The organism is Pseudomonas guariconensis (assembly GCF_015680235.1).
Lineage (GTDB): Bacteria > Pseudomonadota > Gammaproteobacteria > Pseudomonadales > Pseudomonadaceae > Aquipseudomonas > Aquipseudomonas guariconensis_A.
Window position 1 is genome coordinate 1 of the sequence record NZ_JADLJL010000021.1, and the last position, 25,281, is coordinate 25,281.

Here is a 25,281-nt window from a genome sequence, read left to right on the forward strand (position 1 = left end):
GAACGAACTCACCGCCGATGTAGTTGCCGTAGCGGCTCTTGAAGGAGATTTTCGCGCCTTCGGTACCCGGATGTGCGTAACGCATGGTGTGGCTCCTGGTTTCTTGTCTGTTGTTTTAGGAGTGATCCTTGGCATGCATGGAAGCAAGTCGGAAGAAATAAGGAAAATCGATTTATCGTATTTCAAAAATAAGTCTCACCTATAAAAGCAAGCGCGGGACAAGCCCGCGCCCACAGCGGCCAGCGTTTGCCCCCATCAACCTGCCCGCGGCAGGTCCGCCAGCACCCCTTCGATCTCCCCCAGCACCGCCGGATCGTCCAGAGTCGACGGCGCCACGTAGTCCTGCCCATCGGCGATCTTGCGCAGCACCGCCCGCAGGATCTTGCCCGAGCGGGTCTTAGGCAGGCGTTTGACCAGGCGCACCCGGCTGAAACAGGCCAATGCCCCGATATGTTCGCGCACGCTCGCCACCAGCTCGCTCTGCAATTGTTGCTCGGAAATACCCTCTCCATCCTTGAGCACCACCAGCGCTAACGGCACCTGGCCTTTGATCTCGTCATGCACACCGATCACCGCGCACTCCGCCACCGCCGGGTGGCGCGCGACCAGGTCCTCCATCTCGCCGGTGGACAAGCGATGACCGGAAACGTTTATCACGTCATCGGTGCGCCCCATGATGTAGACAAAGCCATCCTCGTCCAGGTACCCACCGTCACCGGTGTGGTAGTACCCCGGGTAGCTGTGCAGGTAGGCCTGAAGGTACCGCTCATGATCGCCCCACAGGGTCTGGCTGCACCCTGGCGGCAATGGCAAGGCGATGACGATGGCGCCCTGTTGGTTCGGCCCCAGCGGCCGACCTTCATCATCGAGTACTTGCACGTGATACCCCGGTACCGCGCGGTTGCTCGACCCCGGCCGTGCGGCACTGCCCTCCAGGCCCACGCAAGGCGCGGTGACCGGCCAACCGGTCTCGGTCTGCCACCAATGGTCGTGCACCGCCTTGCCGCTGACCCGCTCCAGCCATTGGTGAGTACTGGAGTCGAGCTTCTCGCCAGCCAGAAACAGCTGGCGCAGCGAGCTCAAGTCGTGGCGGCGGATGAGCTCGCCTTCGGGGTCTTCCTTGCGGATCGCGCGCATGGCGGTGGGCGCGCAGAACAGGCCGTTGACCTTGTACTGCTCCACCACCCGCCAGTAGGCCGATGCATCCGGCGTGCGGATCGGCTTGCCTTCGTAGAAGACCGTGGTGCAGCCGCTCATCAATGGCCCATAGACGATCAGCGAATGGCCGACCACCCAGCCCACGTCGGAAATCCCCCACCACACGTCACCGGCCTGCATGCCGTAGACATGGCGCATGGCGTAGCACAGCGCGACGGCATTGCCGCCATTCTCGCGCACGATGCCCTTGGGTTTGCCGGTGGTTCCCGAGGTGTACATGATGTACAGCGGATCGCCGGCATCCAGCGCCACAGGTGGCACCGGCTCGATGCCGACCAACGCTTCATGCCAGTCCAGGTCGCGCCCTGGCTGCAAGCTGGCACAAGCCTGGGGGCGCTGCAGCACCAGCACATGGCGCGGCTGGTGCCCGGCCAGTTGCAGGGCGCGGTCGACCAGCGGCTTGTATTCGATCACCCGATCGAACTCCAGCCCGCAGGAGGCGGTGAGCAGCAGCGCGGGCCGGGCATCGTCGATACGCAAGGCCAACTCGTTGGCGGCGAAACCGCCGAACACCACCGAATGCACCGCACCGATCCGCGCACAAGCCAGCATGGCCATAGCCGCCTGGGGCACCATGGGCATGTAGATGATCACGCCATCGCCCTTGCCGACGCCCAGTTGTCGCAGCAGGCCTGCCAGGCGTGCCACCTCGTCGCGCAACTGGTTGTAGGTGAACGTCTGTTGCACACCGGTCACGGGCGAGTCGTAGATCAGCGCCAACTGCTCGCCCCGGCCTTGCTCGATCTGGTGGTCCAGGGCCAGGTAGCAACTGTTCAGGCGGCCGTCGGCGAACCAGCGGTGGGTACCGTCGGGGTTGTCCTGCAGGGTCAGCGAGGGCTTGCGGTGCCAGGCCAGGCGGTCGGCCTGCTCGGCCCAGAAGGCGGCGGGGTCGGCAATGGAATGGGCATAGCTGTGCTGGTAGGTCATGGCGGTCTGCAACCCGATACTTGTTGTTATTGAAGGGCGAACCTGGAGTATGGACCGCTACCCCACCCTCGCCATCGGACTTAAGTCGCAACCGATATGCAAGATTGCACGGGGCAGTCGCCCCATTGCGGTGCAAACGCCTAGAATAGGCCTCCCGTCAGCCACAGAGCCGCTTCAATGGATATCGATCAGGCCCGTACCTTCCTGGAAATCGTGCGCTGCGGCAGCCTGGTCGCCGCCGCCGAACGCCTGTTCGTGTCGCAGACGGCAATCACCGCGAGGGTGCAGCGCCTGGAGCAGCAACTGGGCTGCCAGCTGTTCGTGCGCAGCCGCAACGGCGCCAGCTTGACCAGCGATGGCGAGGCCTTCGTGATCTACGCCAACCAGATGGTGCAGACCTGGGAAGCGGCGCGCCGCGACCTGCCATTGCCCCAGGGTTGTCAGCAGGTGTTGCATGTAGGCGGCGAGGTGAGCCTTGCCAACCCGATGATGCTCGACTGGGTCAGTGCCCTGCACCATGAACTGCCCAGCCATGCCATCCGCAGCGAAGTGAGCGACGGCGAGTCGTTGCTGCGCAAGGTGGAGATGGGGCTGCTCGATGCCGCGCTGGTGTATCAGCCGACCTACGGGCCTGGGCTGCAGGTGGAGCAGTTGATGGAAGAAAAGCTGATCCGCGTGCGCCGGGTCGGCCACCCCGATCCTTACATCTACATCGACTGGGGCGAAGCCTTCCGCCGCCAGCACGACGCCGCCCTGCCCGACTGCGCACGCCCGGCACTGAGCTTCAACCTCGGCCCGCTGGCGCTGCAGTTCATCCTCGACCAGGGCGGCAGCGGCTATTTCCGCACCCGCGTGGTGCAGGCCTATCTCGAACGGGGCGTGTTCGAGCGGGTACCGCAGGCGCCAGAATTCACCTACCCAACCTTCCTGGTCTATGCCCGCAAGCGAGACAGCGAAGCCCTGCAACAGGCCTTCAGCGTGCTGCGTCGCCTGGTGGCAGCCGGCGACAGCGATTGGTCACAGCGCTGGGACCCGGTTATCTGAACGCTGCGCGGCGGCATTGAGCAAATGCCGCTTGAGGCCGGCGATCAGGTCGGTCTGGGTGATCACCCCCACCAGATGGTCGTCCTCCAGCACCGGCAGGCAGTGCAGGCCGTGGTCGCTGAGCAGCGGCAACAGGCGGTCCAGCGGGTGCTGGCTGCTGACGCTGATCACCCGCCGGCTCATCACCTGCTCCATGCGCACCGTATGGCGGCGGAACATCCCTCGCCAGCTGAAGCGCGCACGGGCCATGGCCGGGCCCACCAGGTCGCTCAAGCTGACGATACCCACCAGGCGACCGCCTTCGAGCACCGGCAGGGTCTTGAGGTGATGGCTCGAAAGCATCTTCCAGGCCTGTTCCAGGGTGGTGGCTGGCGAAGCGAACTGCACGTCGCGGGACATCACCGAGGCAGCGGTGATGCCGCCCAGGCTGCGTTGCAAGGCATGCTGCTCAGTGGCCAGGATGATGCGTTCGAGTTCGTCGCGGGTGACGTCGACGAACTCGCCCAACTCCTCCAGGGCCACGTCCAGGTCTTCGCTGTTCACCCCTACCCGCTCGCTGGGCAGCGGGTCGTGGGTGTGGTGCAGGTCCTTGCGCGGCACCGCCCCCTTGGGGTAGCGCACACCGGTCAGGCGGTTGTAGCACACCCCTACCGTGACTAGGATCAGTGCGTGCAACAGGATCGGCTCGAGCAAATGATTGCCCAGCGCCACCAGGCCCGGGTCGGCCAGCACCGCGCCGGCCGCCACCGCGCCACCGGGCGGGTGCAGGCAGCGCAACAGGCACATCAACAGGATCGACACCCCCAAGGCGGCCGCGGCCACCCACAGTTCGGCGCCGAAGCCATGGCGCATGGCCAAGCCCACCGCACCGGCCACGGCATAACTGCCCAGCACCGGCCAGGGCTGGGCCAGCGGGCCGGAATGCACGGCGAACACCAGTACCGCCGAAGCCGCTAGCGGGCCGAGCAGGTGCAAGGCGACCGAGGGTCCAAAGACCATGCTGCACAGGGTGCCGGCCAGGAACAGGCCAAGCAGTGCGCCGATACCGGCACGCAGCCATTCTTTGGGGGGGATATTCAAGGGGGCAGGCAGCAGGCGCTGCAAACGGCTTTCAGGACGCGAGGCAGACATCAGGGCGATCGATCGTGGTCTTCCGATTAAAAAGAAAGCCCAGCCAAGTCGGCCTGGGCCCGGCATTGCGCATGCAATAGCTCAATGATTCCGTCCATGGAGATGGAAACTGGGAAGTTTCATGGCGGCGATTGTGCCGGGTGGGCTGGCAAGGGGCCAATTCAAAAAAATGCGGCTGGACTGCAATTTTTTTGTAGTGCAGGACGGGGAAGGTTAGGCGCCCGGGAGACCGAGCGCCGCCCTCGCGCGATCTCCCAGGCGCTAAACAACCCCAAGCCGAACACTCCTGGCCCCGATCAACGCCCCTTGCGCGGCAGGTCGATGCTGACCCGAAGGCCGCCCATGGGGCTTTCCAGCAGCGCCAAGGTGCCGCCCCAGGCCTCGACGATATCGCGCACGATACCAAGCCCCAGGCCATGCCCGTCGACCTGCTCGTCCAACCGCGAGCCGCGCTCGAGCACCTGCAGGCGTGCCTGCTCGGGAATGCCGGGGCCGTCGTCGTCCACCCACAGCTGGTAGCCTTCGGCGCTCGGCGCAATGCCCAGACGTACTTCGCTGTCGGCCCACTTGCAGGCGTTGTCCAGCAGGTTGCCGAGCAGCTCCAGCAGGTCTTCGCGGTCCCAGGGCAGCAACAACCCGGGCGGCACATCACGCCCGAGCTGCAGGCCTTCGCCGTGGATCATCCCAAGCGTGGCGAGCAGGCCGGGCAATTCGGCGTCACAGTCGAACTGGGCACCTGGCAGCGCATCGCCGGCCAGGCGTGCACGGTTGAGTTCGCGTGAAAGACGCTGCTGGATCTGCTCCAGTTGCTCGCGCAACTGCTCGCGAACCTCCGGCAGGTCGTCCAATCGTTCACTGGCCGCCAGGCTGAGCAGCACCGCCAAAGGCGTCTTCAGGGCGTGGCCGAGATTGCCCAAGGCATTGCGCGACCGGCGCAGGCTGTCTTCGGTGTGTACCAGCAAGTGGTTGATCTGGTCCACCAACGGCTGAAGCTCGCTGGGCACTTGGGCGTCGAGCTGCGAACGCTGGCCTTGTTGCAGCTGGGCGATCTGCTGGCGGGCGCGCTCGAGCGGGCGCAACGACCGGGTCACGGTGATGCGCTGCAACACCAGCACCAGCACCAGGGCCACCAGGCCCATGCCCAGGCCGATCTGCTGCATGCGCCGGAAGCCGTCGCGGATCGGCGAGTAGTCCTGGGCCACACTGATGGAGATATCCTGGCCCAGGCGCCGGTAGTCGGCGCGCAGGGCAAGCAGTTGCTGGCCCTCCGGCCCCAGCTCGTGGCTGTCCTCGAGGCCCGGCGCCGCCGGCTTGGGCATGTCCAGGTCCCACAGCGAACGGGATCGCCAGGTACCCTGGTCGAAGTCGATGCGAAAGTAATAACCGGAGAAGGGTCGCTGATAGGCGGAGGAGATCCTGCGCTCGTCCAATTGCAAGCCGGTAGGCCCACGCACCAGTGCCACCAGAAGGTTCTCGCTCTCCTTGCGCAGGCCGGCTTCGAGGTAGCGTTGCAGGCCCACCTCGAACAGCCACAGGGTCAGTTGGGCCAGCACCAGGCCGACCACCACCAGTACCGCCACCAGGCCAAGGCTCAGGCGTGCCTGGATCGACTTCACGCGGTGCTCCCGGCGTACACGTAGCCCTGGCCACGCCGGGTTTCGATCACGCTGCGACCCAACTTGCGACGCAGGTGGTTGACGTGCACCTCCAGGACGTTGGAGTCGCGCTCGGTCTCACCATCGTAGAGATGCTCGGCCAGGTGACTTTTCGACAGTACCTGTTGCGGATGCAGCATGAAATACCGCAGTAGGCGAAACTCGGCGGCCGTCAGCTGGATGTCCACACCATCGCGATTCACGCATTGGCGCCCCTCGTCCAACTGCAAGCCGGCCGCTTCGAGGGTCGGTTGGTTGGCCAGCCCACGGGCCCGGCGCAACAACGCCTGGATGCGCAGTTGCAGTTCCTCGGGATGGAAAGGCTTGGTCAGGTAGTCGTCGGCCCCGGCCTTGAGCCCTTCGATCCGCTCGGCCCAGGAACCGCGCGCGGTTAGGATCAACACCGGCGTGGCCAGGTTGGCGGCACGCCACTGGGCCAGCACCTCGAGCCCGGGCAATCCCGGCAGGCCGAGGTCAAGGATGATCAGGTCGTAGGGCTCGCTCTGGCCCTGGTACACCGCGTCGCGGCCGTCGGCCAGCCAGTCCACGGCATAGCCCTGGCGCTGCAGGCTGGCGGTCAGTTCGTCGGCCAGGGGGACATTGTCCTCGACAAGCAGCAGGCGCATTCAGTCGTCTTCCTCGTCTTTGAGCAGCATTCCGTTGCGGGCGTCCAGCTTGATTTCGCGGACCACGCCATCGGGTGTCAGCAATTCGACCTCGTACTCGTAGCGCTCGTGCTTTTCTTCGAGCTCCGCTTCCAGCAGGCGCGCCCCGGGGTAACGCCCCAGGGCGGATTCGAGCAATTGTTCCAGCGGCAGGATGACGCCCTTTTGCCGCAGCTCCAGGGCTTCATCCTGATCGAGGTCACGTGCAACGGCCAGCGAACAGGTGGCCAACAGTGCAAACGCCAGGTAGCGCACCGTTCGCGGTAGATCGGTCATCAGCTGTCTCGTTCGTCCTTGAGGACTTCACCGGTCTTGGCGTCCAGGTCCACATCCCACTCGACGTTCTGGCTGTCGCGCAGTTCCACCTTGTAGATGTACCGGCCGTATTCGTCCTCGAGCTCCGAGTCGGTCACGGTAGCGCCCGGATGCTTGGCCACGGCAGCGGCCTTGAGTTCGTCCAGGGACTTGATGGTCTTGGCATTCACCAGCTTTATCACTTCGTCAGGCTGGACATCCTTGGCCAGGGCGACGTTGGCACCCAGGGCGAGAGCGGCGGCAGTGAACAAGGCAGTCAAGGTTTTCATCGGGTTCTCTCCATCGAGATGTACAAGTTGTCTACGGGGTTAAGACTAACCAGTGGTCCTTAATCGAAGCTGAAAACAGGCCGGGGTGATGATAGCGCAGTCCGCACCCGCCTCGCCCTGCCGAGGGCCTATAATGGCCCGCTTGTTGTCCGCGAGATCCGTCATGAGCGCTATTCACGTCAAATACCCCGCCCTGACTTTCAAGGCTGGCCACCGCGCCCTGCGCCAGATCCGCGAACGCGGCCTGAACGCCGCCGATGTAGGCATCCTGCCCGGCGCTGCCGGCGGGCCCAAGCCACTGGGCATCCAGGGCCTGGACCTGGCATTGTTCGGCCATTGGCTGCCCTCGGCACCTCGCGAGCGCGCCCTGGTCGGCGCCTCGATCGGTGCCTGGCGCTTCGCCAGCGCCTGCCTCGATGACCCCGTGGCCGGCCTGCGCCGTCTGGGGGAGCTGTACACCGAGCAGGATTTCGCCAAAGGCGCGACCCCGGCTCAGGTCAGCCAGAGTTGCAAGCGCATGCTCGACGACCTGCTGCAAGGCCGCGACGGGCAGATTCTCGCCAATGCGCGCTACCGCTTGAACATCATGGTGGTCAAGAGCCGAGGCCTGCTGGCGGACGACCACCGCGGTCGCCTGGGAATGGGATTGTCCTCAGTGGTGGCCAGCAACCTGTTGGGGCGCTCACGCCTGGGCCGCCACTTCGAGCGGATCATCCTGCACGATGGTCGCGCCGCACCACCGCTGGACGCATTGACCGACTTTCCCTCGCGTTGTCTACCCCTGGACCCGACCAACCTGCGCCATGCCCTGCTGGCCTCAGGCTCGATCCCGATGGTCATGCAAGGCGTGCGCGATATTCCCGGCGCCGGAGCCGGCACCTATCGCGACGGCGGCCTGCTCGACTACCACCTGGACCTGCCTTACCGAGGCGACGATCTGGTGCTCTACCCGCACTTCACCGACAAGGTGGTGCCCGGCTGGTTCGACAAGGCCCTGCCCTGGCGCCGAGGCGATGCCACGCGCCTGCAGAACGTGCTGCTGGTGACTCCGTCGTCCCAGTATCTGGCCGCCCTACCCTACGGCAAACTGCCCGACCGCAACGACTTCAAGCGCTTCATGGGCGATGCTCCGGCGCGCAAGCGTTACTGGTACAAAGCCATCGCCGAAAGCCAGCGCCTGGGGGACGAGCTACTGGAGCTGATCGCCACCGGGCGGCTGCACGAACGGCTGCAAGCCTTGTAACGAGCATGCTGGTAAACTGCCGGCCAGCATTGTTTTCAAGAGTCCTACAGCGTGGAAATCTTCAAGGAATTTACGTTCGAATCGGCCCACCGCCTGCCCAACGTCCCGGCCGGGCACAAGTGCGGTCGCCTGCATGGCCACTCGTTCAAGGTCGGCCTGCACCTGACCGGCCCACTCGACCCGCATACCGGCTGGATCCGCGACTTCGCCGAGATCAAGGCGATCTTCAAGCCGATCTACGAGCAGCTGGACCACAACTACCTGAACGACATCCCTGGCCTGGAAAACCCCACCAGCGAAGTGATCGCCAAGTGGATCTGGGACCAAGTCAAGCCGCTGCTGCCGGAGCTGTCGAAGGTGCGCATCCACGAGACCTGCACCAGCGGTTGTGAATACAGCGGCGACTGATCCGCGCACTCAGCCCAAGGGCCTGGGGTGCACAGGCACGGGCATGTTGACGATTTCCAGGCTCAGCAGGCCCCTGACACCCTGGTGCGTCGCCAGGTACGGTCGACCGAACTGCCGGTAGCGCCTGACGGATGCTCCGGAGGGGTCGATCAGTTCCAGGTTGCATGGCCGCTGCCCGAGTTCGACTCGCCGGGGGTCGAGGCTGTCGATTATCCAAAGCGGTGCATGCCCGCTGCCCGCCGGGTGCCGGCTCCCCGACATCCCCACATAGCCGAAGTCCTTGCTCATTACATAGTCGAGCTTCGGCCACAGGTCGGCAGCCTGGCCGACATAGGCCGGCCTGATCTCATAGGCGAACTGCTCGTGGATCCGGTACACGCCAAACCACAGCACATCGCAGAGAATACCGGCACTGCTCGTACGCAATGGGGAGCTCGGTAGCAGCGCACCTTCAGGTTCCACCCTCATCCAGCCGTCTTCGCCATCGCCACTTTCGAAGCGCACCCACAGCGGCGCCAAATGGCCAACGGCACGATCCCAGGCGCACGGATCGACCCGTACGCCCAGCAGCTGCCACCAGCAGCGGGCGTTGAAACACAGGTCAGGTTCAAAGACATAACCGCTCACACCAGCCCCTCCTCGATCACCGAGTGCCGAAGCTAGCGACGCGGCGAGGCGCCGGGCAGGAGGAAAATCAGCCCAGGGCAGCCTGCAGGAAGGACGGCGCGATATAACGCTGGTAATGGGCCTCGGACAGCAGGAAGAACTCCCGGTCGATGGCATCGCGCAACTGCGGCAGTTCCCAGTCGCGGAATTCGGGCAGCAAGGCCATGCCGTAGGCTTCCAGATCGCGGATCAGGCGGGCGCCGCGGGCGATCAACTGATAGGCCCAGCAGTATTCGGACTGATGGGCCAGGAAGCGGATGGAGCGGTGTTCTAGCTGCTGGCGCAGACGGGCTTTGTCGAACACCTCCAGTTTGGCCATCATCACCTGCACCAGCAACTGCTCCAGACGCAGCCAGACGGCACGTTTTTCGTCCTCGTCGTAGCTGTTCCAGTGGATCACTTCATGGTGGAAACGCTTGCATCCGCGGCATACCAGGTCGCCATAGACCGTGGAGCAGAGCCCGACGCACGGGGTCTTGATGGATTGGTTGGACATGTAGGAACAACGACTTGACGGTGGAACACGGCCCCATGTTAGCCCTTTGTCTAACCACGGTCACTCGTTAAAGTCACATATGCCGCCTTACTTTCGTCCCGTTTTTACCGTAGAATCACACCGCCTTTTCAAGGCACCAATGTCCGTTGGAAGCTGTTTTCAAAGCGTCACGAGCACAGTTCATCCGGTAGAACGGCGTTGGCCGGGGCATGCCACCGTGCATGGCCCGCGCCAGCCCTCATCAGCTCACCGTTCTACAGGCGTAAAACTTTGAAAGCAGCTTCTGTAAGGATTCTCCGCGACCCTGGCTGGGCGGCCCAAAAAGCCGTGATTGCGCATGGGTGCGGGGAATGCTGGATGAGCGTCCCGGACTCCCTTTAGGGACCACTGATGAGGGTAATAACTGTGCTTGAAGCCTACCGCAAACACATCGAAGAGCGTGCCGCCCTGGGCATCGTGCCCCAGCCGCTGAACGCCGAACAAACTGCAGGCCTGGTCGAGCTGCTGAAGAACCCGCCGGCCGGCGAAGAAGCCTTCCTCGTAGACCTGATCACCAACCGCGTTCCCCCAGGGGTCGACGAAGCCGCCTACGTCAAGGCCGCTTTCCTCTCCGCTATCGCCAAGGGCGAAGCCAAGTCGCCGCTGATCGACCGCAAGCACGCCACCGAACTGCTGGGCACCATGCAGGGCGGCTACAACATCGAAACGCTGGTTGCGCTGCTGGATGACGCCGAACTGGGCGCCGTCGCGGCCGAACAGCTCAAGCACACCCTGCTGATGTTCGATGCCTTCCACGATGTGGCCGAGAAAGCCAAGGCCGGCAACGCCAATGCCAAGGCCGTCCTGGATTCCTGGGCCGCTGGCGAGTGGTTCACCGCCCGCCCGGCCATCGCCGAAAAATACACCCTGACCGTGTTCAAGGTGCCAGGCGAAACCAACACCGACGACCTGTCCCCTGCCCCGGACGCCTGGTCGCGCCCCGACATCCCGCTGCACGCCCTGGCCATGCTGAAAATGGCCCGCGACGGCATCGAGCCGCAGCAGCCGGGCTCGGTCGGCCCGCTGGCCCAGATCGAAGCGGTCAAGGCCAAGGGCTTCCCGGTCGCCTACGTCGGCGACGTGGTCGGCACCGGTTCCTCGCGTAAATCGGCCACCAACTCGGTGCTGTGGTTCTTCGGCGACGACATCCCGTACGTGCCGAACAAGCGCGCCGGTGGCTTCTGCTTCGGCACCAAGATCGCCCCGATCTTCTACAACACCATGGAAGACGCCGGCGCCCTGCCGATCGAATTCGACTGCACCAACCTGGCCATGGGCGACGTCATCGACGTCTATCCGTTCAAGGGCGAAGTCCGTCGTCACGGTAGCGACGAGCTGGTCACCACCTTCGAACTGAAGACCGAAGTCCTGCTCGACGAAGTCCGCGCTGGCGGCCGTATCCCGCTGATCGTCGGCCGCGGCCTGACCGAGAAAGCCCGCGCCGAGCTGGGCCTGGGTGCCTCGGACCTGTTCAAGAAACCCGAGCAGCCTGCCGACTCCGGCAAGGGCTTCACCCTGGCCCAGAAGATGGTCGGTCGCGCCTGCGGTCTGCCGGAAGGCCAGGGCGTGCGCCCAGGTGCCTACTGCGAACCGAAGATGACCACCGTCGGCTCCCAGGACACCACCGGCCCGATGACCCGCGACGAGCTGAAGGACCTGGCCTGCCTGGGCTTCTCCGCCGACCTGGTCATGCAGTCGTTCTGCCACACCGCGGCCTATCCGAAGCCGATCGACGTCACCACCCACCACACCCTGCCGGACTTCATCCGCACCCGTGGCGGCGTGTCCCTGCGCCCTGGCGACGGCATCATCCACAGCTGGCTGAACCGCATGCTGCTGCCTGACACCGTCGGCACCGGTGGCGACTCGCACACCCGCTTCCCGATCGGCATCTCCTTCCCAGCCGGTTCCGGCCTGGTAGCCTTCGCCGCTGCCACCGGCGTCATGCCGCTGGACATGCCCGAGTCGGTGCTGGTTCGCTTCAAGGGCAAGCTGCAGCCTGGCATCACCCTGCGCGACCTGGTCCATGCCATTCCTTACTACGCGATCCAGCAGGGCCTGCTGACCGTCGAGAAGAAGGGCAAGAAGAACATCTTCTCCGGTCGCATCCTGGAGATCGAAGGCCTCAACGAGCTGACCGTCGAACAAGCCTTCGAGCTGTCCGACGCCTCGGCCGAGCGCTCCGCCGCCGGTTGCACCATCAAACTGCCGGAAGAGTCGATCGCCGAGTACCTGAAGTCCAACATCACCCTGCTGCGCTGGATGATCAGCGAAGGCTACGGTGATGCCCGTACCCTGGAGCGCCGCGCCCAGGCGATGGAAGCCTGGCTGGCCAAGCCACAGCTGCTGTCCGCCGATGCCGACGCCGAGTACGCCGCAGTCATCGAAATCGACCTGGCCGACGTCAAGGAGCCTGTGCTCTGCGCGCCGAACGACCCGGACGATGCCCGCCTGCTGTCCACCGTTGCCGGCGACAAGATCGACGAGGTGTTCATCGGTTCGTGCATGACCAACATCGGTCACTTCCGCGCTGCCGGCAAGCTGCTGGACAAGGTCAAGGGCGGTATCCCGACCCGTCTGTGGCTGGCGCCGCCAACCAAAATGGATGCCCACCAGCTGACCGAAGAAGGCTACTACGGCATCTACGGCAAGGCCGGTGCGCGCATGGAAATGCCAGGCTGCTCGCTGTGCATGGGTAACCAGGCGCGCGTGCAGACCGGTTCGACCGTGGTCTCCACCTCGACCCGTAACTTCCCGAACCGCCTGGGTGACGCCACCAACGTCTACCTGGCTTCGGCCGAGCTGGCCGCGGTTGCCTCGATCCTCGGCAAGCTGCCGACTGTCGAAGAGTACCTGCAGTACGCCAAGGACATCGACAGCATGGCTGCCGACGTCTACCGCTACCTGAGCTTCGACCAGATCGCCGAGTTCCGCGAAGCGGCGGCCAACGCCCAGATCCCTGTGGTCCAGGCGTAATCGTTGAGCTGTAGGCTGTAACGAGAAAGCCCCGGCAGAAATGCCGGGGCTTTTTTTGTTGGCCATGCTGGCCCAATCGCGGGACAAGCCCGTTCTCACAAGCAGCTAGAGCAGACCCACCGCTGTGGGAGCGGGCTTGCCCCGCGATTGGGTCGCAACAGACGACTTCAAATCACGAACAGATCGACGAACCTGTGCACAGCGGTCTCCTCGAGCCGCCGCTGGTCCTTGCACACAGCAAGGATTTCATCGCAACGCTGACGCGCGAACCGCGTCGCCAGGTTCTCCCGGAACTTGGCCTCCAACAGCGGTATCCCCTCCCCGCGCCGGCGCCGATGCCCGATTGGGTACTCCACCACCACCTGCTCGGTATGGCTGCCGTCCTTGAAGAACACCTGCAGGCCATTGGCAATGGAACGCTTGTCCGCCTCCAGGTACTCGCGGCTGAATCGCGGTTCCTCGACGATTTCCATCTTCTCGCGCAAACGGTCGATGCTCGGGTGCACCGCGTGGAAGGCATCCTCGTAGTACTCGGCCACCAGGCCACCGAAGATCAGCGGCACGGCGACCATGTACTGCAGGCAGTGATCTCGGTCGGCCGCGTTGGCCAACGGGCCGACCTTGGAAATGATGCGTATCGCCGATTCATTGGTACTGATGACGATGCGGTCGACTTCATGCAGGCGATTGCGCACCTGAGGGTGCAAGGCCACCGCCGCTTCGCACGCGGTCTGGGCGTGGAATTCGGCCGGGAAGCTGATCTTGAACAGCACGTTCTCCATCACGTAGCTGCCCAGTGGCTGCGGCAGGCGCAGCACCCGCTGCTCGACGGGTTTGAGCGCCAGGTCCTTGTTGGTGTGGCTGAAGGACACATCGTAGAAGCCCCATTGCGCTGCGGTCAGCACACCCGGCACGCCCATTTCGCCACGCAAGGCGATATCGGCCAGGCGTACGCCGCGACTAGAAGCATCGCCAGCCGCCCATGACTTGCGCGAGCCGGCATTGGGCGCATGGCGGTAGGTGCGCAGCGCCTGGCCGTCGACGAAGGCATGGGACAAGGCCGAGAGCATCTGCTCGCGGCTGGCACCCATGAGCCGTGCGCACACCGCAGTGGAAGCCACCTTGACCAGCACCACGTGGTCGAGACCGACACGGTTGAAGGCATTTTCCAGTGCCAGCACGCCCTGGATCTCGTGAGCCATGACCATGGCCTCGAGCACCGTGCGCATGGTCAGCGGTGGCTCGCCATTGGCCACGCGCCGTTGCGAGAGGTGGTCAGCGACGGCGAGGATGCCACCCAGATTATCCGAGGGGTGCGCCCATTCGGCCGCCAGCCAGGTGTCGTTGTAGTCCAGCCAACGCACGGTGCAACCGATGTCCCAAGCCGCCTTGACCGGGTCCAGGCGGTAGGAAGTACCCGGCACACGTGCGCCGAAGGGCACCACGGTACCTTCGACCAGCGGACCGAGGTGCTTGGTGCACTCGGGAAAGCGCAGGGCCAGCAGGCCGCAGCCCAGGGTGTCCATCAGGCAGTTGCGGGCGGTGTCCAGTGCCTCGCTCGACTCGACCTGGTATTCGAGCACGTAATCGGCGAGGGTCTGCAATACCTGGTCGTAGTCCGGGCGGTCGTTCAGGTCTACGTTGGCGCTCATTGTCTGCTCCCTTGATATGGAGCCGCTGTGCGCCCCATCGCGGGGCACCCCCACTCCTCCAGGCTCAACGCTGCCTGTAGGAGCGGGCTTGCCCCGCGATGGGCTGCACAGCAGCCCCTCTCTCTTCGAAGCCGAGCGCCAAGTGCGTGTTTAGAAGCTATCGCCAGGCACGCGTACCCAGCCCTCCATCAGCACGCGAGCACTACGGCTCATGATGGCCTTGGTCACGGTCCATTCACCGTCCACCTTGCGCGCTTCGGCGCCCACCCGCAAGGTGCCGGACGGGTGGCCGAAGCGCACGGCACTGCGCTCGCCCCCGCCGGCGGCGAGGTTGACCAGCGTGCCGGGGATCGCTGCCGCCGTGCCGATGGCCACCGCTGCGGTGCCCATCATCGCGTGGTGCAGCTTGCCCATCGACAGCGCCCGCACCAGCAGGTCGATGTCGGCGGCCTCGACCGTCTTGCCGCTGGAAGCAGTGTAGGCGGTCGGCGGCGCGACGAATGCCACCTTGGGCGTATGCTGACGTCCGGCAGCCTGGTCGACGTGTTCGATCAAGCCCATGCGCACGGCGCCATGGGCGCGAATGGTCTCGAAACGTGCAAGCGCGGCAGGGTCGCCGTTGATCGCTTCCTGCAACTCGGTACCGGTGTAACCGATATCCGCGGCGTTGACGAAAATGGTCGGGATGCCGGCGTTGATCAGGGTTGCCTTGAGCGTCCCGACGCCGGGTACCTCAAGGTCGTCCACCAGATTGCCGGTAGGGAACATGGCGCCACCGTCGCCGTCCTCGTCGGCGGCCGGGTCGAGGAATTCCAGCTGCACTTCGGCGGCCGGGAAGGTCACGCCGTCCAGCTCGAAGTCACCGGTCTCTTGCACCTCACCTTCAGTGATCGGCACGTGGGCGACGATGGTCTTGCCGATATTGGCCTGCCAGATGCGCACGGTGGCGATGCCGTTGCGTGGGATACGTGCCGGGTCTACCAGGCCGCTACTGATGGCGAAGGAGCCGACCGCTGCGGAGAGGTTGCCGCAGTTGCCGCTCCAGTCGACGAAGGCCTTGTCGATGGCGACCTGGCCGAACAGGTAGTCGACGTCATGCTCCGGGTGAGCGCTGCGCGAGAGGATCACCGTCTTGCTGGTGCTGGAGGTGGCGCCGCCCATGCCATCGATCTGCTTGGCGTAGGGGTCGGGGCTTCCGATCACCCGCAGCAACAGAGCATCGCGGGCAGGCCCGGGTTGCCGGGCGCGCTCGGGCAGGTCTTGCAGGCGGAAGAACACGCCTTTGCTGGTGCCGCCACGGATGTAGGTGGCGGGGATTCTTACTTGTGGTGCGTGTGTCATGGTCGAGTGTCCTGATTGTCTCGCTCCGGCAGAAAACCTGGGGCTGCTACGCAGCCCTCTCGCGGCACAAGGCCGTTCCTACAGACGAGCGCATTTCCTGTAGGAGCGGCCTCGTGCCGCGAAAGGGCCGCAAAGCGGCCCCGCTCACTCAGGCAGTGCCTTCGAGGAAATCCTGGGCGAAGCGCTGCAGCACCCCGCCCGCCTCGTAGATCGACACTTCTTCGGCAGTATCCAGGCGGCAGGTCACCGGCACCTCCACCCGCTCGCCATTGCGCCGGGTGATGACCAGCGTCAGGGTCGCCCGCGGTGTCCGCGCGCCCAGCACGTCGTAGGTCTCGCTGCCGTCCAGGTCCAAAGTTTTGCGATTGGTCCCCGGCTGGAACTCCAGCGGCAACACGCCCATGCCGACCAGGTTGGTGCGGTGGATGCGCTCGAAGCCTTCGGCGACGATCGCCTCGACGCCCGCCAGGCGCACGCCCTTGGCCGCCCAGTCACGGGACGAGCCCTGGCCGTAGTCGGCGCCTGCGACGATGATCAGTGGCTGCTTGCGCTGCATGTAGGTCTCGATCGCTTCCCACATGCGCGTCACCTTGCCTTCCGGCTCGATGCGCGCCAGCGAACCCTGCTTCACGCTGCCGTCTTCGTTGCGTACCATCTCGTTGAACAGCTTGGGGTTGGCGAAGGTCGCACGCTGGGCGGTCAGGTGGTCGCCACGGTGGGTCGCGTAGGAGTTGAAGTCTTCCTCCGGCAGGCCCATCTTCGCCAGGTATTCGCCCGCGGCGCTGTTGGCCATGATGGCGTTCGACGGCGACAGGTGGTCGGTGGTGATGTTGTCCGGCAGCACTGCCAGCGGGCGCATGCCGCGCAGGGTGCGCTCGCCAGCCAGGGCCCCCTCCCAGTAAGGCGGGCGGCGAATATAGGTGCTCATCGGGCGCCATTCGTACAGCGGCGCGACCTTCGGCCCTTTGTCTTCCTCGATGGCGAACATCGGGATGTACACCTTGCGGAACTGCTCAGGCTTGACCGCGGCACGCACCACCGCGTCGATCTCTTCATCGCTCGGCCAGATATCCTTGAGGCGGATTTCCTTGCCACCCACCACACCCAGCACATCCTTCTCGATGTCGAAGCGGATGGTGCCGGCGATAGCGTAGGCCACCACCAGCGGTGGCGACGCGAGGAAAGCCTGCTTGGCGTACGGGTGGATGCGCCCATCGAAGTTGCGGTTGCCCGACAGCACGGCGGTGGCATACAGGTCGCGGTCGATGATCTCCTGCTGGATCTTCGGGTCGAGCGCGCCGGACATGCCGTTGCAGGTGGTGCAGGCGAAGGCGACGATACCAAAGCCCAGTTGCTCCAGTTCTTTTTCCAGCCCCGCCTCTTCCAGGTACAGCTGTACGGCCTTGGAACCGGGGGCCAGGGAGGATTTCACCCAAGGCTTGCGCGCCAGGCCGAGCTTGTTGGCGTTGCGTGCCAGCAGGCCTGCGGCGATCACGTTGCGCGGGTTGCTGGTGTTGGTGCAGCTGGTGATGGCGGCGATGATCACCGCACCGTCCGGCATCTGCCCCGGCACTTCTTCCCAGGCACCGGCGATGCCTTTGGCGGCCAGGTCGCTGGTGGCGACACGGGCGTGCGGGTTGGACGGGCCGGCCATGTTGCGCACCACGCTGGAGAGGTCGAAGCGCAGCACGCGCTCGTACTCGGCCTGGCCCAGACTGTCGGCCCACAGGCCCGTGGCCTTGGCATAGGTTTCCACCAGCTTGACCTGCTGCTCTTCGCGGCCAGTCAGCTTGAGGTAGTCGATGGTCTGCTGGTCGATGGCGAACATCGCTGCGGTGGCGCCGTATTCGGGGGCCATGTTGGAGATGGTGGCACGGTCGCCCAGGGTCAGGGCGCGGGCGCCCTCACCGTGGAATTCGAGATAGGCGCCGACCACCTTCTGTTTGCGCAGGAACTCGGTCAGGGCCAGCACCAGGTCGGTGGCGGTGATATTCGGCTGCAGCTTGCCGGTCAGCTCGACGCCGACGATTTCCGGCAGGCGCATCCACGAGGCGCGGCCGAGCATGACGTTCTCGGCTTCCAACCCGCCGACGCCGATGGCGATCACACCCAATGCATCGACGTGCGGGGTATGGCTGTCGGTGCCGACACAGGTGTCCGGGTAGGCCACGCCACGGTCGTTGTGAACCACCGGCGACATCTTCTCCAGGTTGATCTGGTGCATGATGCCATTGCCTGGCTGGATCACGTCGACGTTCTTGAACGCCTTCTTGGTCCAGTTGATGAAATGGAAGCGGTCTTCGTTGCGACGGTCCTCGATGGCGCGGTTCTTCTCGAAGGCCTGCGGGTCGAAGCCGCCGCACTCCACGGCCAGGGAGTGGTCGACGATCAACTGGACCGGCACCACCGGGTTGACCTGGGCCGGGTCGCCGCCCTTGTCGGCGATGGCATCGCGCAGGCCGGCCAGGTCCACCAGAGCGGTCTGGCCGAGGATGTCGTGGCACACCACGCGCGCCGGGAACCAGGGGAAGTCGAGGTCGCGCTTGCGCTCGATCAGTTGCCCGAGGGAGGCATCGAGGGTGGCCGGGTCGCAGCGACGCACCAGGTTTTCGGCCAGCACGCGGGAGGTATAGGGTAACCCGTCGTACGCGCCGGGCTTGATCGCCTCGACCGCCGCGCGGGCATCGAAGTAGTCCAGGTCAGTGCCTGGCAGGGGCTTGCGGAATGCGGTGTTCATATCGTTATCCGGCTCGGTCACGGTGTTCGGTGGCTCGGCTTGCACCGTCCCTGTGGGAGCGGGCTTGCCCCGCGATGAGGTCGGCCGGTTCGACATCGCTGCCTGACCTGACGCTATCGCGGGACAAGCCCGCTCCCACAGGGAACGCGGCTCACCCTGTTTTAACGCTGCTCGATCGGCACGAACTTGCGCTGCTCGACGCCGACATACTCGGCGCTCGGGCGGATGATGCGGTTGTTGGCGCGCTGCTCGAAGACGTGCGCGGCCCAGCCGGTCAGGCGCGAGCAGACGAAGATCGGGGTGAACAGCTTGGTCGGGATGCCCATGAAGTGGTACGCCGAGGCATGGTAGAAGTCGGCGTTGGGGAACAGACGCTTCTGCTCCCACATGGTCTTGTCGATGGCCTCGGAAACCGGGTACAGCACCTTGTCGCCCACCTGGTCGGCCAACTGCTTGGACCAGCCCTTGATCACCTCGTTGCGCGGATCGGACTCCTTGTAGATCGCATGGCCGAAGCCCATGATCTTGTCCTTGCGCTCGAGCATGCGCAGCAGCTCGGCCACGGCCTCCTGCGGGCTCTGGAAGCGCTCGATCAACTCCATGGCCGCCTCGTTGGCGCCGCCGTGCAGCGGGCCGCGCAGCGAACCGATGGCGGCGGTGACGCACGAGTAGAGGTCCGACAGGGTCGAGGCGCAGACACGCGCGGTGAAGGTCGAGGCGTTGAATTCGTGCTCGGCGTAGAGGATCAGCGAGACGTTCATCACCTTGACGTGCAGCTCGCTCGGCTTCTTGCCGTGCAGCAGGTGCAGGAAATGGCCACCGAGGGTGTCTTCGTCACTGGTGCAATCGATGCGCACGCCGTGGTGAGTGAAGCGGTACCAGTAGCACATGATCGCCGGGAACACGGCCAGCAGACGGTCGGTCTTCTCGCGCTGCTGCTCGAAGGTCAACTCCGGCTCCAGGGTGCCGAGCACCGAGCAACCGGTGCGCATCACGTCCATCGGGTGCGCATCGCGCGGGATGCGCTCGAGCACTTCCTTGAGCGCCTGGGGCAGGTCACGCAGGCCCTTGAGCTTGCGCTTGTAGTCGTCCAGCTCGGCCTGGCTCGGCAGTTCGCCGTACAGCAGCAGGTAGGCCACTTCCTCGAATTCGGCACCGGCCGCCAGGTCGCGGACGTCATAGCCACGGTAGGTCAGGCCGGCTCCGGCCTGGCCCACGGTCGACAGCGCGGTCTGCCCGGCTACCTGGCCACGCAGGCCTGCGCCACTGAGTACTTTTGCTTCGGCCATGGTGTGTTCTCCTTTCTTGAACTTGTTATCGAATCTTGCTGGCTAAACCCGGGAGGCTGGTCCGGCCCTATCGCCGGCAGGCCGGCTCCCACACAGACGGTCCAGTCGAACCTGTGGGAGCCGGCTTGCCGGCGATGAGGCCGTCACAGGCTCAACCTTTCTTTTGGGCGAACAACGCATCGAGGCTCTGCTCGAAGGCGTGGTAGCCGATGGCATCGTAGAGCTCCATGCGGGTCTGCATGGTGTCGATCACATTCTTCTGGGTGCCGTCGCGACGCAAAGCGGTGTAGACGTTCTCGGCCGCCTTGTTCATGGCCCGGAAGGCCGACAGCGGGTACAGCACCAGCGAGACGTCGACCGAGGCCAGCTCTTCGGTGGTGTACAGCGGGGTCGCGCCGAACTCGGTGATGTTGGCCAGGATCGGTGCCTGCACCCGGTCAGCGAAGGTCTTGTACATCGAAAGCTCTGTGATCGCCTCCGGGAAGATCATGTCGGCGCCCGCCTCGATGCATGCGGCGGCACGGTCCAGGGCTGCGTTCAGGCCTTCGACGGCCAGGGCATCGGTGCGCGCCATGATCACGAAGCTGTCGTCGGTACGGGCATCCACCGCGGCCTTGATGCGGTCGACCATTTCCTGCTGGGAGACGATTTCCTTGTTCGGGCGGTGGCCGCAGCGCTTGGCACCGACCTGGTCCTCGATGTGGATGGCGGCGGCACCGAACTTGCACATCGAGCGCACGGTACGCGCCACGTTGAAGGCCGAGGCGCCGAAGCCGGTGTCCACGTCCACCAGCAGCGGCAGGTCGCACACATCGGTGATACGGCGCACATCGGTCAGCACGTCGTCCAGGCCGCTGATGCCCAGGTCCGGCAGGCCCAGGGAACCGGCCGCGACACCACCACCGGAGAGGTAGATGGCCTTGAAGCCAGCGCGCTTGGCCAGCAGGGCGTGGTTGGCATTGATGGCCCCTACCACTTGCAACGGATGTTCGGCGGCAACCGCGTCACGGAAACGCTGGCCGGGCGTGCTCTTCAAAGTCATGACTCACCTCGTGGGCTATTGTTGTCGACGCCTTGGTAATGGCGCTCGATGTTGCGTTTGGACGCGCCGATGTGGCGACGCATCAGGAGTTCGGCCAGCTCGCCGTCACGATCGGCGATGGCGTCGAGAATGCGGTGATGCTCGGCGAAGGCCTGGTGCGGGCGGTTGGGCGTGGCGGAGAACTGGATGCGGTACATGCGCACCAGCTGGTACAGCTCGCCGCAGAGCATCTTGACCAGGGTCTGGTTGCCGCTGCCCTGGATGATCCGGTAGTGGAAGTCGAAATCGCCTTCCTGCTGGTAGTAGCCAACGCCGGCCTGGAAGGCGGCGTCGCGCTCATGGGTGTCGAGCACCCGACGCAGCTCGTCGATGTCGGCCAGGCTCATGCGCTCGGCGGCCAGGCGGCAGGCCATGCCTTCGAGGGACTCACGGATTTCGTACAGTTCGATCAGCTCGGCATGGTTGAGCGACACCACCCGGGCACCGACATGGGGCACCCGCACCAGCAGGCGCTGGCCCTCCAGGCGATGAATGGCCTCGCGCAACGGGCCGCGGCTGATACCGTAGATACGGGCCAGCTCCGGTTCGGAGATCTTGCTGCCCGGGGCGATCTCGCCCTTGACGATGGCGGCCTGGATACGCCGGAAGACGTTCTCCGATAGCGTTTCGGAATCATCCGACGTGGCCAAGGCCGCCTGGGTGGCTTCCCGCATAATTGTCGACACCTTTGGTTTCGATAGCGCAAAAGCTAGCTAAATAGCGCCGCCTAGTCAAAGACAAAATCAACATTGTCGACAATTGTCTAAGAACGAACTTAAACACCCCCCTCGCTGTCAGATCGCGGCGCGCTGGCGTCGAAACGTTGGCGTGATAGAATGCCGCGCTTCCCAAGGGAGTATGGATAGTGTGTCTGCCACCCCCTGGGGTGTTGACAGATGAACGAGGATGCTTGCGCAGTACTTGCCAGTCGCCTTGCCCCGAACCCGCACAGCACCGCGCCAGGATTTATGAGACTTACACCCGCTTCATTGCTGTTCTGCCTCGCCCTGCTGCCGGCCCTTGGCCAGGCGGCGGAAAAGACCGTTTACGGCCTGAACGAATATGCCCGCCTTTCCGATCTCGACCTGGAAGTGGCGGCCAAGCTCGACACCGGCGCCAAGACCGCGTCGCTGAGCGCCCGCGACATCAAGCGCTTCAAGCGCAACGGCGAGAGCTGGGTACGCTTCTACCTGGCCATCGACGCCGCCCATTCGCACCCAATCGAACGGCCACTGGCCCGTGTCAGCAAGATCAAGCGGCGCGCCGGTGACTACAATCCTGACGAAGGCAAGGCCTACACGGCCCGCCCGGTCATCGAACTGGACATCTGCATGGGCCAGGCACTGCGCACCATCGAGGTCAACCTCACCGACCGCAGCGCCTTCCAGTTCCCGCTGTTGATCGGCTCCGAGGCACTCAAGCATTTTGACGCCCTGGTCGATCCAAGCCTTAAATACGCGGCCGGCAAACCCGCCTGCGCCACCAAAGCTCCCACCGCAGAGTAAACCCGATGCGCTCTCTTACCCTTCACCTGAAAGTCCTGATCACCGTACTGGTGCTCCTGGGCGTGCTGGTCACGGCCTATCAGATCTTCATCCTCGGCATCCCGGTGACCGAAGACGCGACCGACGACCTGTGGAACATCGACGCCAAGGTCGAATTCGTCGCCAACCCGAAGGACCCGGTCAAGGTGCAGATGTTCGTGCCACCGCTGAACCGTGACTACGTGAGCCTCAACGAGAGCTTCATCTCCAACAACTACGGGGTGAGCGTCAACCGGGCCGATGGCAACCGCAAGGTGACCTGGTCGGCACGCCGCGCCAGCGGCAACCAGACGCTCTACTACCGCCTGGTGCTGACCAAGCGCTACAGCAGCGAGAAGGCCACGGTCAAAGGCCCGACCTTCCGTGACAGCCTGGCCCTGGAAGGCCCCGAGAAGATCGCCGCCGAAGCCCTGATGGCGCCGATCCGCCAGCACTCGGCGGATGTCGAGACCTTCGTCAGCGAGACCATCAAGCGGGTCAACAACCTCAACGACGACAACGTCAAGCTGCTGCTGGCCGGCGACACCTCGTCCATGAAGAAGGCCCAGGTCATCGATCTGCTGCTGTCGATCGCCCACGTGCCGATGGAAAAGGTCCACACCATCCGCCTGGTCGCCGACACCCCGCAAACGCCTGAACTGTGGCTGCGCAGCTTCAACGGCAACGACTGGCTGTACTTCAACCCGGACACCGGCGAGCAGGGCCTGCCCAACGACCGCCTGCTGTGGTGGACCGGCGATGACAACCTGGTCACCGTCGATGGTGGCAAGAAGGCCAACGTCACCTTCAGCATGAACAACAGCGAGATGAACGCCATCCGCCTGGCCAAGCTGACCGACGAGAACACCGACGCCGACTTCCTCGAGTATTCGCTGTACGGTCTGCCCCTGCAGACCCAGCAGACCTTCATGATCATGGTGATGATCCCGATCGGCGTACTGGTCATCCTGGTGCTGCGCAACCTGGTCGGCCTGCAGACCCTCGGCACCTTCACCCCCGTACTGATCGCCCTGGCCTTCCGCGAAACCCAGCTGGGCTTCGGCATCGTGCTGTTCACGGTGATCACCGCCCTTGGCCTGTCGCTGCGCTCGTACCTCGAGCACCTGAAGCTGCAGATGCTGCCGCGCCTGTCGGTGGTGCTGACCTTCGTGGTGGTATTGATCGCCGCCATCAGCCTGTTCAGCCACAAGCTGGGCCTCGAGCGCGGCCTGTCGGTCGCCCTGTTCCCGATGGTGATCCTGACCATGACCATCGAGCGCCTGTCGATCACCTGGGAAGAGCGTGGCGGCGGCCATGCCATGAAGGTGGCCATCGGCACCCTGTTCGCCGCGTCCATCGCACACCTGCTGATGAGCGTGCCGGAACTGGTGTACTTCGTCTTCACCTTCCCTGCCGTACTGCTGATCCTGGTGGGCTTCATGCTGGCGATGGGTCGCTACCGCGGCTACCGCCTGACCGAGCTCGTTCGCTTCAAGGCTTTCGTGAAGGCTGACGCTTGATGTTCGGACTGATCAAGACCTGGAAAGCCCTGGAGGCCCGGGGCATCATGGGTATCAACCGGCGCAACGCGGACTACGTCCTGAAGTACAACAAGCGCCACCTGTACCCGATCGTTGACGACAAGATCATCACCAAGGAGCGTGCGCTCAAGGCCGGCATCCATGTGCCGGAGATGTACGGCATCATCGAGACCGAGAAGGAAATCGACAAGCTCGAGCAGATCATCGGTGGGCGCAACGATTTCGTCATCAAGCCGGCCCAGGGGGCTGGCGGTGACGGCATCATGGTCATCGCCGACCGCTTCGAGGACCGCTACCGCACCGTCTCGGGCAAGATCATCAGCCACGAGGAGATCGAGCACCAGATCTCCAGCATCCTCACCGGCCTGTACTCGCTGGGCGGGCATCGCGACCGCGCGCTCATCGAGTACCGGGTGACCCCGGACCAGATCTTCAAGAGCATCAGCTATGAAGGCGTGCCGGATATCCGCATCATCGTACTGATGGGCTACCCGGTGATGGCCATGCTGCGCCTGCCGACGCGCCAGTCCGGCGGCAAGGCCAACCTGCACCAGGGCGCCATCGGCGTGGGCGTGGACCTGGCCACCGGCGTCACCCTGCGTGGCACCTGGCTGAACAAGATCATCAGCAAGCACCCGGACACCACCAATGCGGTGGATGGCGTACAGCTGCCGAACTGGGACGGCTTCATGAAGCTGGCTGCCAGCTGCTACGAGCTGTGCGGCCTGGGCTATATCGGCGTGGACATGGTCCTGGACCAGGACAAGGGCCCGCTGATCCTCGAGCTCAACGCCCGCCCCGGCCTGAACATCCAGATCGCCAATGACTGCGGCCTGACCCAGCGCACCCATGCCATCGAGGCACATCTGGAAGCGCTGGCCAAAGATGGTGTGAAGGAAGACGCCGAACAACGCGTGCGCGTGTCGCAAGGGCTGTTCGGGCACGTGCATCCGCACTGAGCCCAGGGCCGTCTTGCGGCCCATCGCCGGCAAGCCGGCTCCCACCTGCCCTGTGCTGTTTTCAGAGACAGCGCCGTGCCTGTGGGAGCCGGCTTGCCAGCGATGG

At 64.5% G+C, this 25,281-nt stretch carries 22 protein-coding genes; 7 read left to right on the forward strand and 15 right to left on the reverse strand.

Features of this window, described 5'->3' with window-relative positions; genetic code table 11:
* Positions 1-85 (reverse strand): hypothetical protein (locus IRZ56_RS23170; RefSeq protein WP_230381350.1); only part of this gene is annotated, 85 nt, incomplete at its 3' end.
* A 170-nt stretch (positions 86-255) separates the two neighbouring features.
* The gene (locus IRZ56_RS15180) at positions 256-2,145 is read right to left on the reverse strand and encodes a propionyl-CoA synthetase (RefSeq protein WP_196145673.1); all 1,890 of its coding nucleotides are present in this window, start codon (positions 2,143-2,145) and stop codon (positions 256-258) included.
* Positions 2,146-2,322: 177 nt separating this feature from the next.
* On the opposite strand from IRZ56_RS15180, the gene IRZ56_RS15185 reads away from it, so the two are divergent.
* A complete protein-coding gene (locus tag IRZ56_RS15185; protein ID WP_196145674.1) occupies positions 2,323-3,189 on the forward strand; it encodes a LysR family transcriptional regulator in 867 nt (288 codons plus the stop codon).
* On the opposite strand, the gene IRZ56_RS15190 is transcribed toward IRZ56_RS15185, so the two are convergent.
* From IRZ56_RS15190 to IRZ56_RS15210, 5 genes are all read right to left on the reverse strand, one after another.
* Complete coding sequence (locus IRZ56_RS15190) at positions 3,163-4,320, reverse strand: HPP family protein (RefSeq protein WP_196145675.1); 1,158 nt, start codon at positions 4,318-4,320, stop codon at positions 3,163-3,165. The genes IRZ56_RS15185 and IRZ56_RS15190 overlap by 27 nt on opposite strands.
* A 296-nt stretch (positions 4,321-4,616) precedes the next feature.
* Entirely contained in the window at positions 4,617-5,936 is a 1,320-nt protein-coding gene (locus IRZ56_RS15195; protein ID WP_196145676.1) for a sensor histidine kinase, read from the reverse strand.
* Positions 5,933-6,601, reverse strand: coding sequence for a response regulator transcription factor (locus IRZ56_RS15200; protein ID WP_196145677.1), 669 nt, complete (start codon positions 6,599-6,601; stop codon positions 5,933-5,935). The genes IRZ56_RS15195 and IRZ56_RS15200 overlap by 4 nt, the downstream gene beginning before the upstream one ends.
* Positions 6,602-6,916: a PepSY domain-containing protein gene (locus tag IRZ56_RS15205; protein ID WP_196145678.1), complete on the reverse strand. Its 315-nt coding sequence runs from the start codon at positions 6,914-6,916 to the stop codon at positions 6,602-6,604.
* Positions 6,916-7,224 carry a PepSY domain-containing protein gene (locus IRZ56_RS15210; protein ID WP_084855430.1) on the reverse strand — a complete coding sequence of 103 codons (309 nt, stop codon included), beginning with the start codon at positions 7,222-7,224 and terminating at the stop codon, positions 6,916-6,918. The genes IRZ56_RS15205 and IRZ56_RS15210 overlap by 1 nt, the downstream gene beginning before the upstream one ends.
* A gap of 163 nt (positions 7,225-7,387) precedes the next feature.
* On the opposite strand from IRZ56_RS15210, the gene IRZ56_RS15215 reads away from it, so the two are divergent.
* Positions 7,388-8,467: a patatin-like phospholipase family protein gene (locus tag IRZ56_RS15215; RefSeq protein ID WP_196145679.1), complete on the forward strand. Its 1,080-nt coding sequence runs from the start codon at positions 7,388-7,390 to the stop codon at positions 8,465-8,467.
* Positions 8,468-8,518: 51 nt separating this feature from the next.
* Positions 8,519-8,875 (forward strand): 6-carboxytetrahydropterin synthase QueD, encoded by a 357-nt coding sequence (gene queD / locus IRZ56_RS15220; protein WP_043213989.1) that lies wholly within the window; start codon positions 8,519-8,521, stop codon positions 8,873-8,875.
* Between the two features lie 9 nt (positions 8,876-8,884).
* Here queD and IRZ56_RS15225 read toward each other — a convergent pair whose 3' ends face one another.
* Together IRZ56_RS15225 and IRZ56_RS15230 are read right to left on the reverse strand one after the other, a co-directional pair.
* Entirely contained in the window at positions 8,885-9,502 is a 618-nt protein-coding gene (locus IRZ56_RS15225) for a hypothetical protein (protein WP_196145680.1), read from the reverse strand.
* A 67-nt stretch (positions 9,503-9,569) separates the two neighbouring features.
* Positions 9,570-10,037 carry a DUF1289 domain-containing protein gene (locus IRZ56_RS15230; protein ID WP_196145681.1) on the reverse strand — a complete coding sequence of 156 codons (468 nt, stop codon included), beginning with the start codon at positions 10,035-10,037 and terminating at the stop codon, positions 9,570-9,572.
* A gap of 405 nt (positions 10,038-10,442) precedes the next feature.
* On the opposite strand from IRZ56_RS15230, the gene acnB reads away from it, so the two are divergent.
* Positions 10,443-13,052 carry a bifunctional aconitate hydratase 2/2-methylisocitrate dehydratase gene (gene acnB / locus IRZ56_RS15235; protein WP_196145733.1) on the forward strand — a complete coding sequence of 870 codons (2,610 nt, stop codon included), beginning with the start codon at positions 10,443-10,445 and terminating at the stop codon, positions 13,050-13,052.
* Between the two features lie 167 nt (positions 13,053-13,219).
* Here acnB and prpD read toward each other — a convergent pair whose 3' ends face one another.
* The 6 genes from prpD to IRZ56_RS15265 all read right to left on the reverse strand — a co-directional run bounded on the left by prpD (position 13,220) and on the right by IRZ56_RS15265 (position 21,826).
* Positions 13,220-14,704 (reverse strand): 2-methylcitrate dehydratase, encoded by a 1,485-nt coding sequence (gene prpD, locus IRZ56_RS15240; protein WP_196145682.1) that lies wholly within the window; start codon positions 14,702-14,704, stop codon positions 13,220-13,222.
* A 150-nt stretch (positions 14,705-14,854) separates the two neighbouring features.
* A complete protein-coding gene (prpF, locus tag IRZ56_RS15245) occupies positions 14,855-16,045 on the reverse strand; it encodes a 2-methylaconitate cis-trans isomerase PrpF (protein WP_196145683.1) in 1,191 nt (396 codons plus the stop codon).
* Positions 16,046-16,193: 148 nt separating this feature from the next.
* Complete coding sequence (gene acnD / locus IRZ56_RS15250; RefSeq protein WP_196145684.1) at positions 16,194-18,782, reverse strand: Fe/S-dependent 2-methylisocitrate dehydratase AcnD; 2,589 nt, start codon at positions 18,780-18,782, stop codon at positions 16,194-16,196.
* A 161-nt stretch (positions 18,783-18,943) separates the two neighbouring features.
* Complete coding sequence (gene prpC / locus IRZ56_RS15255) at positions 18,944-20,071, reverse strand: bifunctional 2-methylcitrate synthase/citrate synthase (protein ID WP_196145685.1); 1,128 nt, start codon at positions 20,069-20,071, stop codon at positions 18,944-18,946.
* A 151-nt stretch (positions 20,072-20,222) separates the two neighbouring features.
* Positions 20,223-21,113 (reverse strand): methylisocitrate lyase, encoded by an 891-nt coding sequence (gene prpB, locus IRZ56_RS15260; protein ID WP_196145686.1) that lies wholly within the window; start codon positions 21,111-21,113, stop codon positions 20,223-20,225.
* Positions 21,110-21,826, reverse strand: coding sequence for a GntR family transcriptional regulator (locus IRZ56_RS15265; RefSeq protein WP_196145687.1), 717 nt, complete (start codon positions 21,824-21,826; stop codon positions 21,110-21,112). The genes prpB and IRZ56_RS15265 overlap by 4 nt, the downstream gene beginning before the upstream one ends.
* 294 nt (positions 21,827-22,120) lie before the next feature.
* On the opposite strand from IRZ56_RS15265, the gene IRZ56_RS15270 reads away from it, so the two are divergent.
* From IRZ56_RS15270 to IRZ56_RS15280, 3 genes are read left to right on the forward strand one after another with little or no spacing between them, the layout of a single operon-like run.
* Positions 22,121-22,657 (forward strand): ATP-dependent zinc protease, encoded by a 537-nt coding sequence (locus IRZ56_RS15270; protein ID WP_084855440.1) that lies wholly within the window; start codon positions 22,121-22,123, stop codon positions 22,655-22,657.
* A gap of 5 nt (positions 22,658-22,662) precedes the next feature.
* A complete protein-coding gene (locus IRZ56_RS15275) occupies positions 22,663-24,195 on the forward strand; it encodes an inactive transglutaminase family protein (RefSeq protein ID WP_196145688.1) in 1,533 nt (510 codons plus the stop codon).
* A complete protein-coding gene (locus IRZ56_RS15280; protein WP_196145689.1) occupies positions 24,195-25,175 on the forward strand; it encodes an alpha-L-glutamate ligase-like protein in 981 nt (326 codons plus the stop codon). The genes IRZ56_RS15275 and IRZ56_RS15280 overlap by 1 nt, the downstream gene beginning before the upstream one ends.
* The last annotated feature ends 106 nt before the right edge of the window (positions 25,176-25,281 follow it).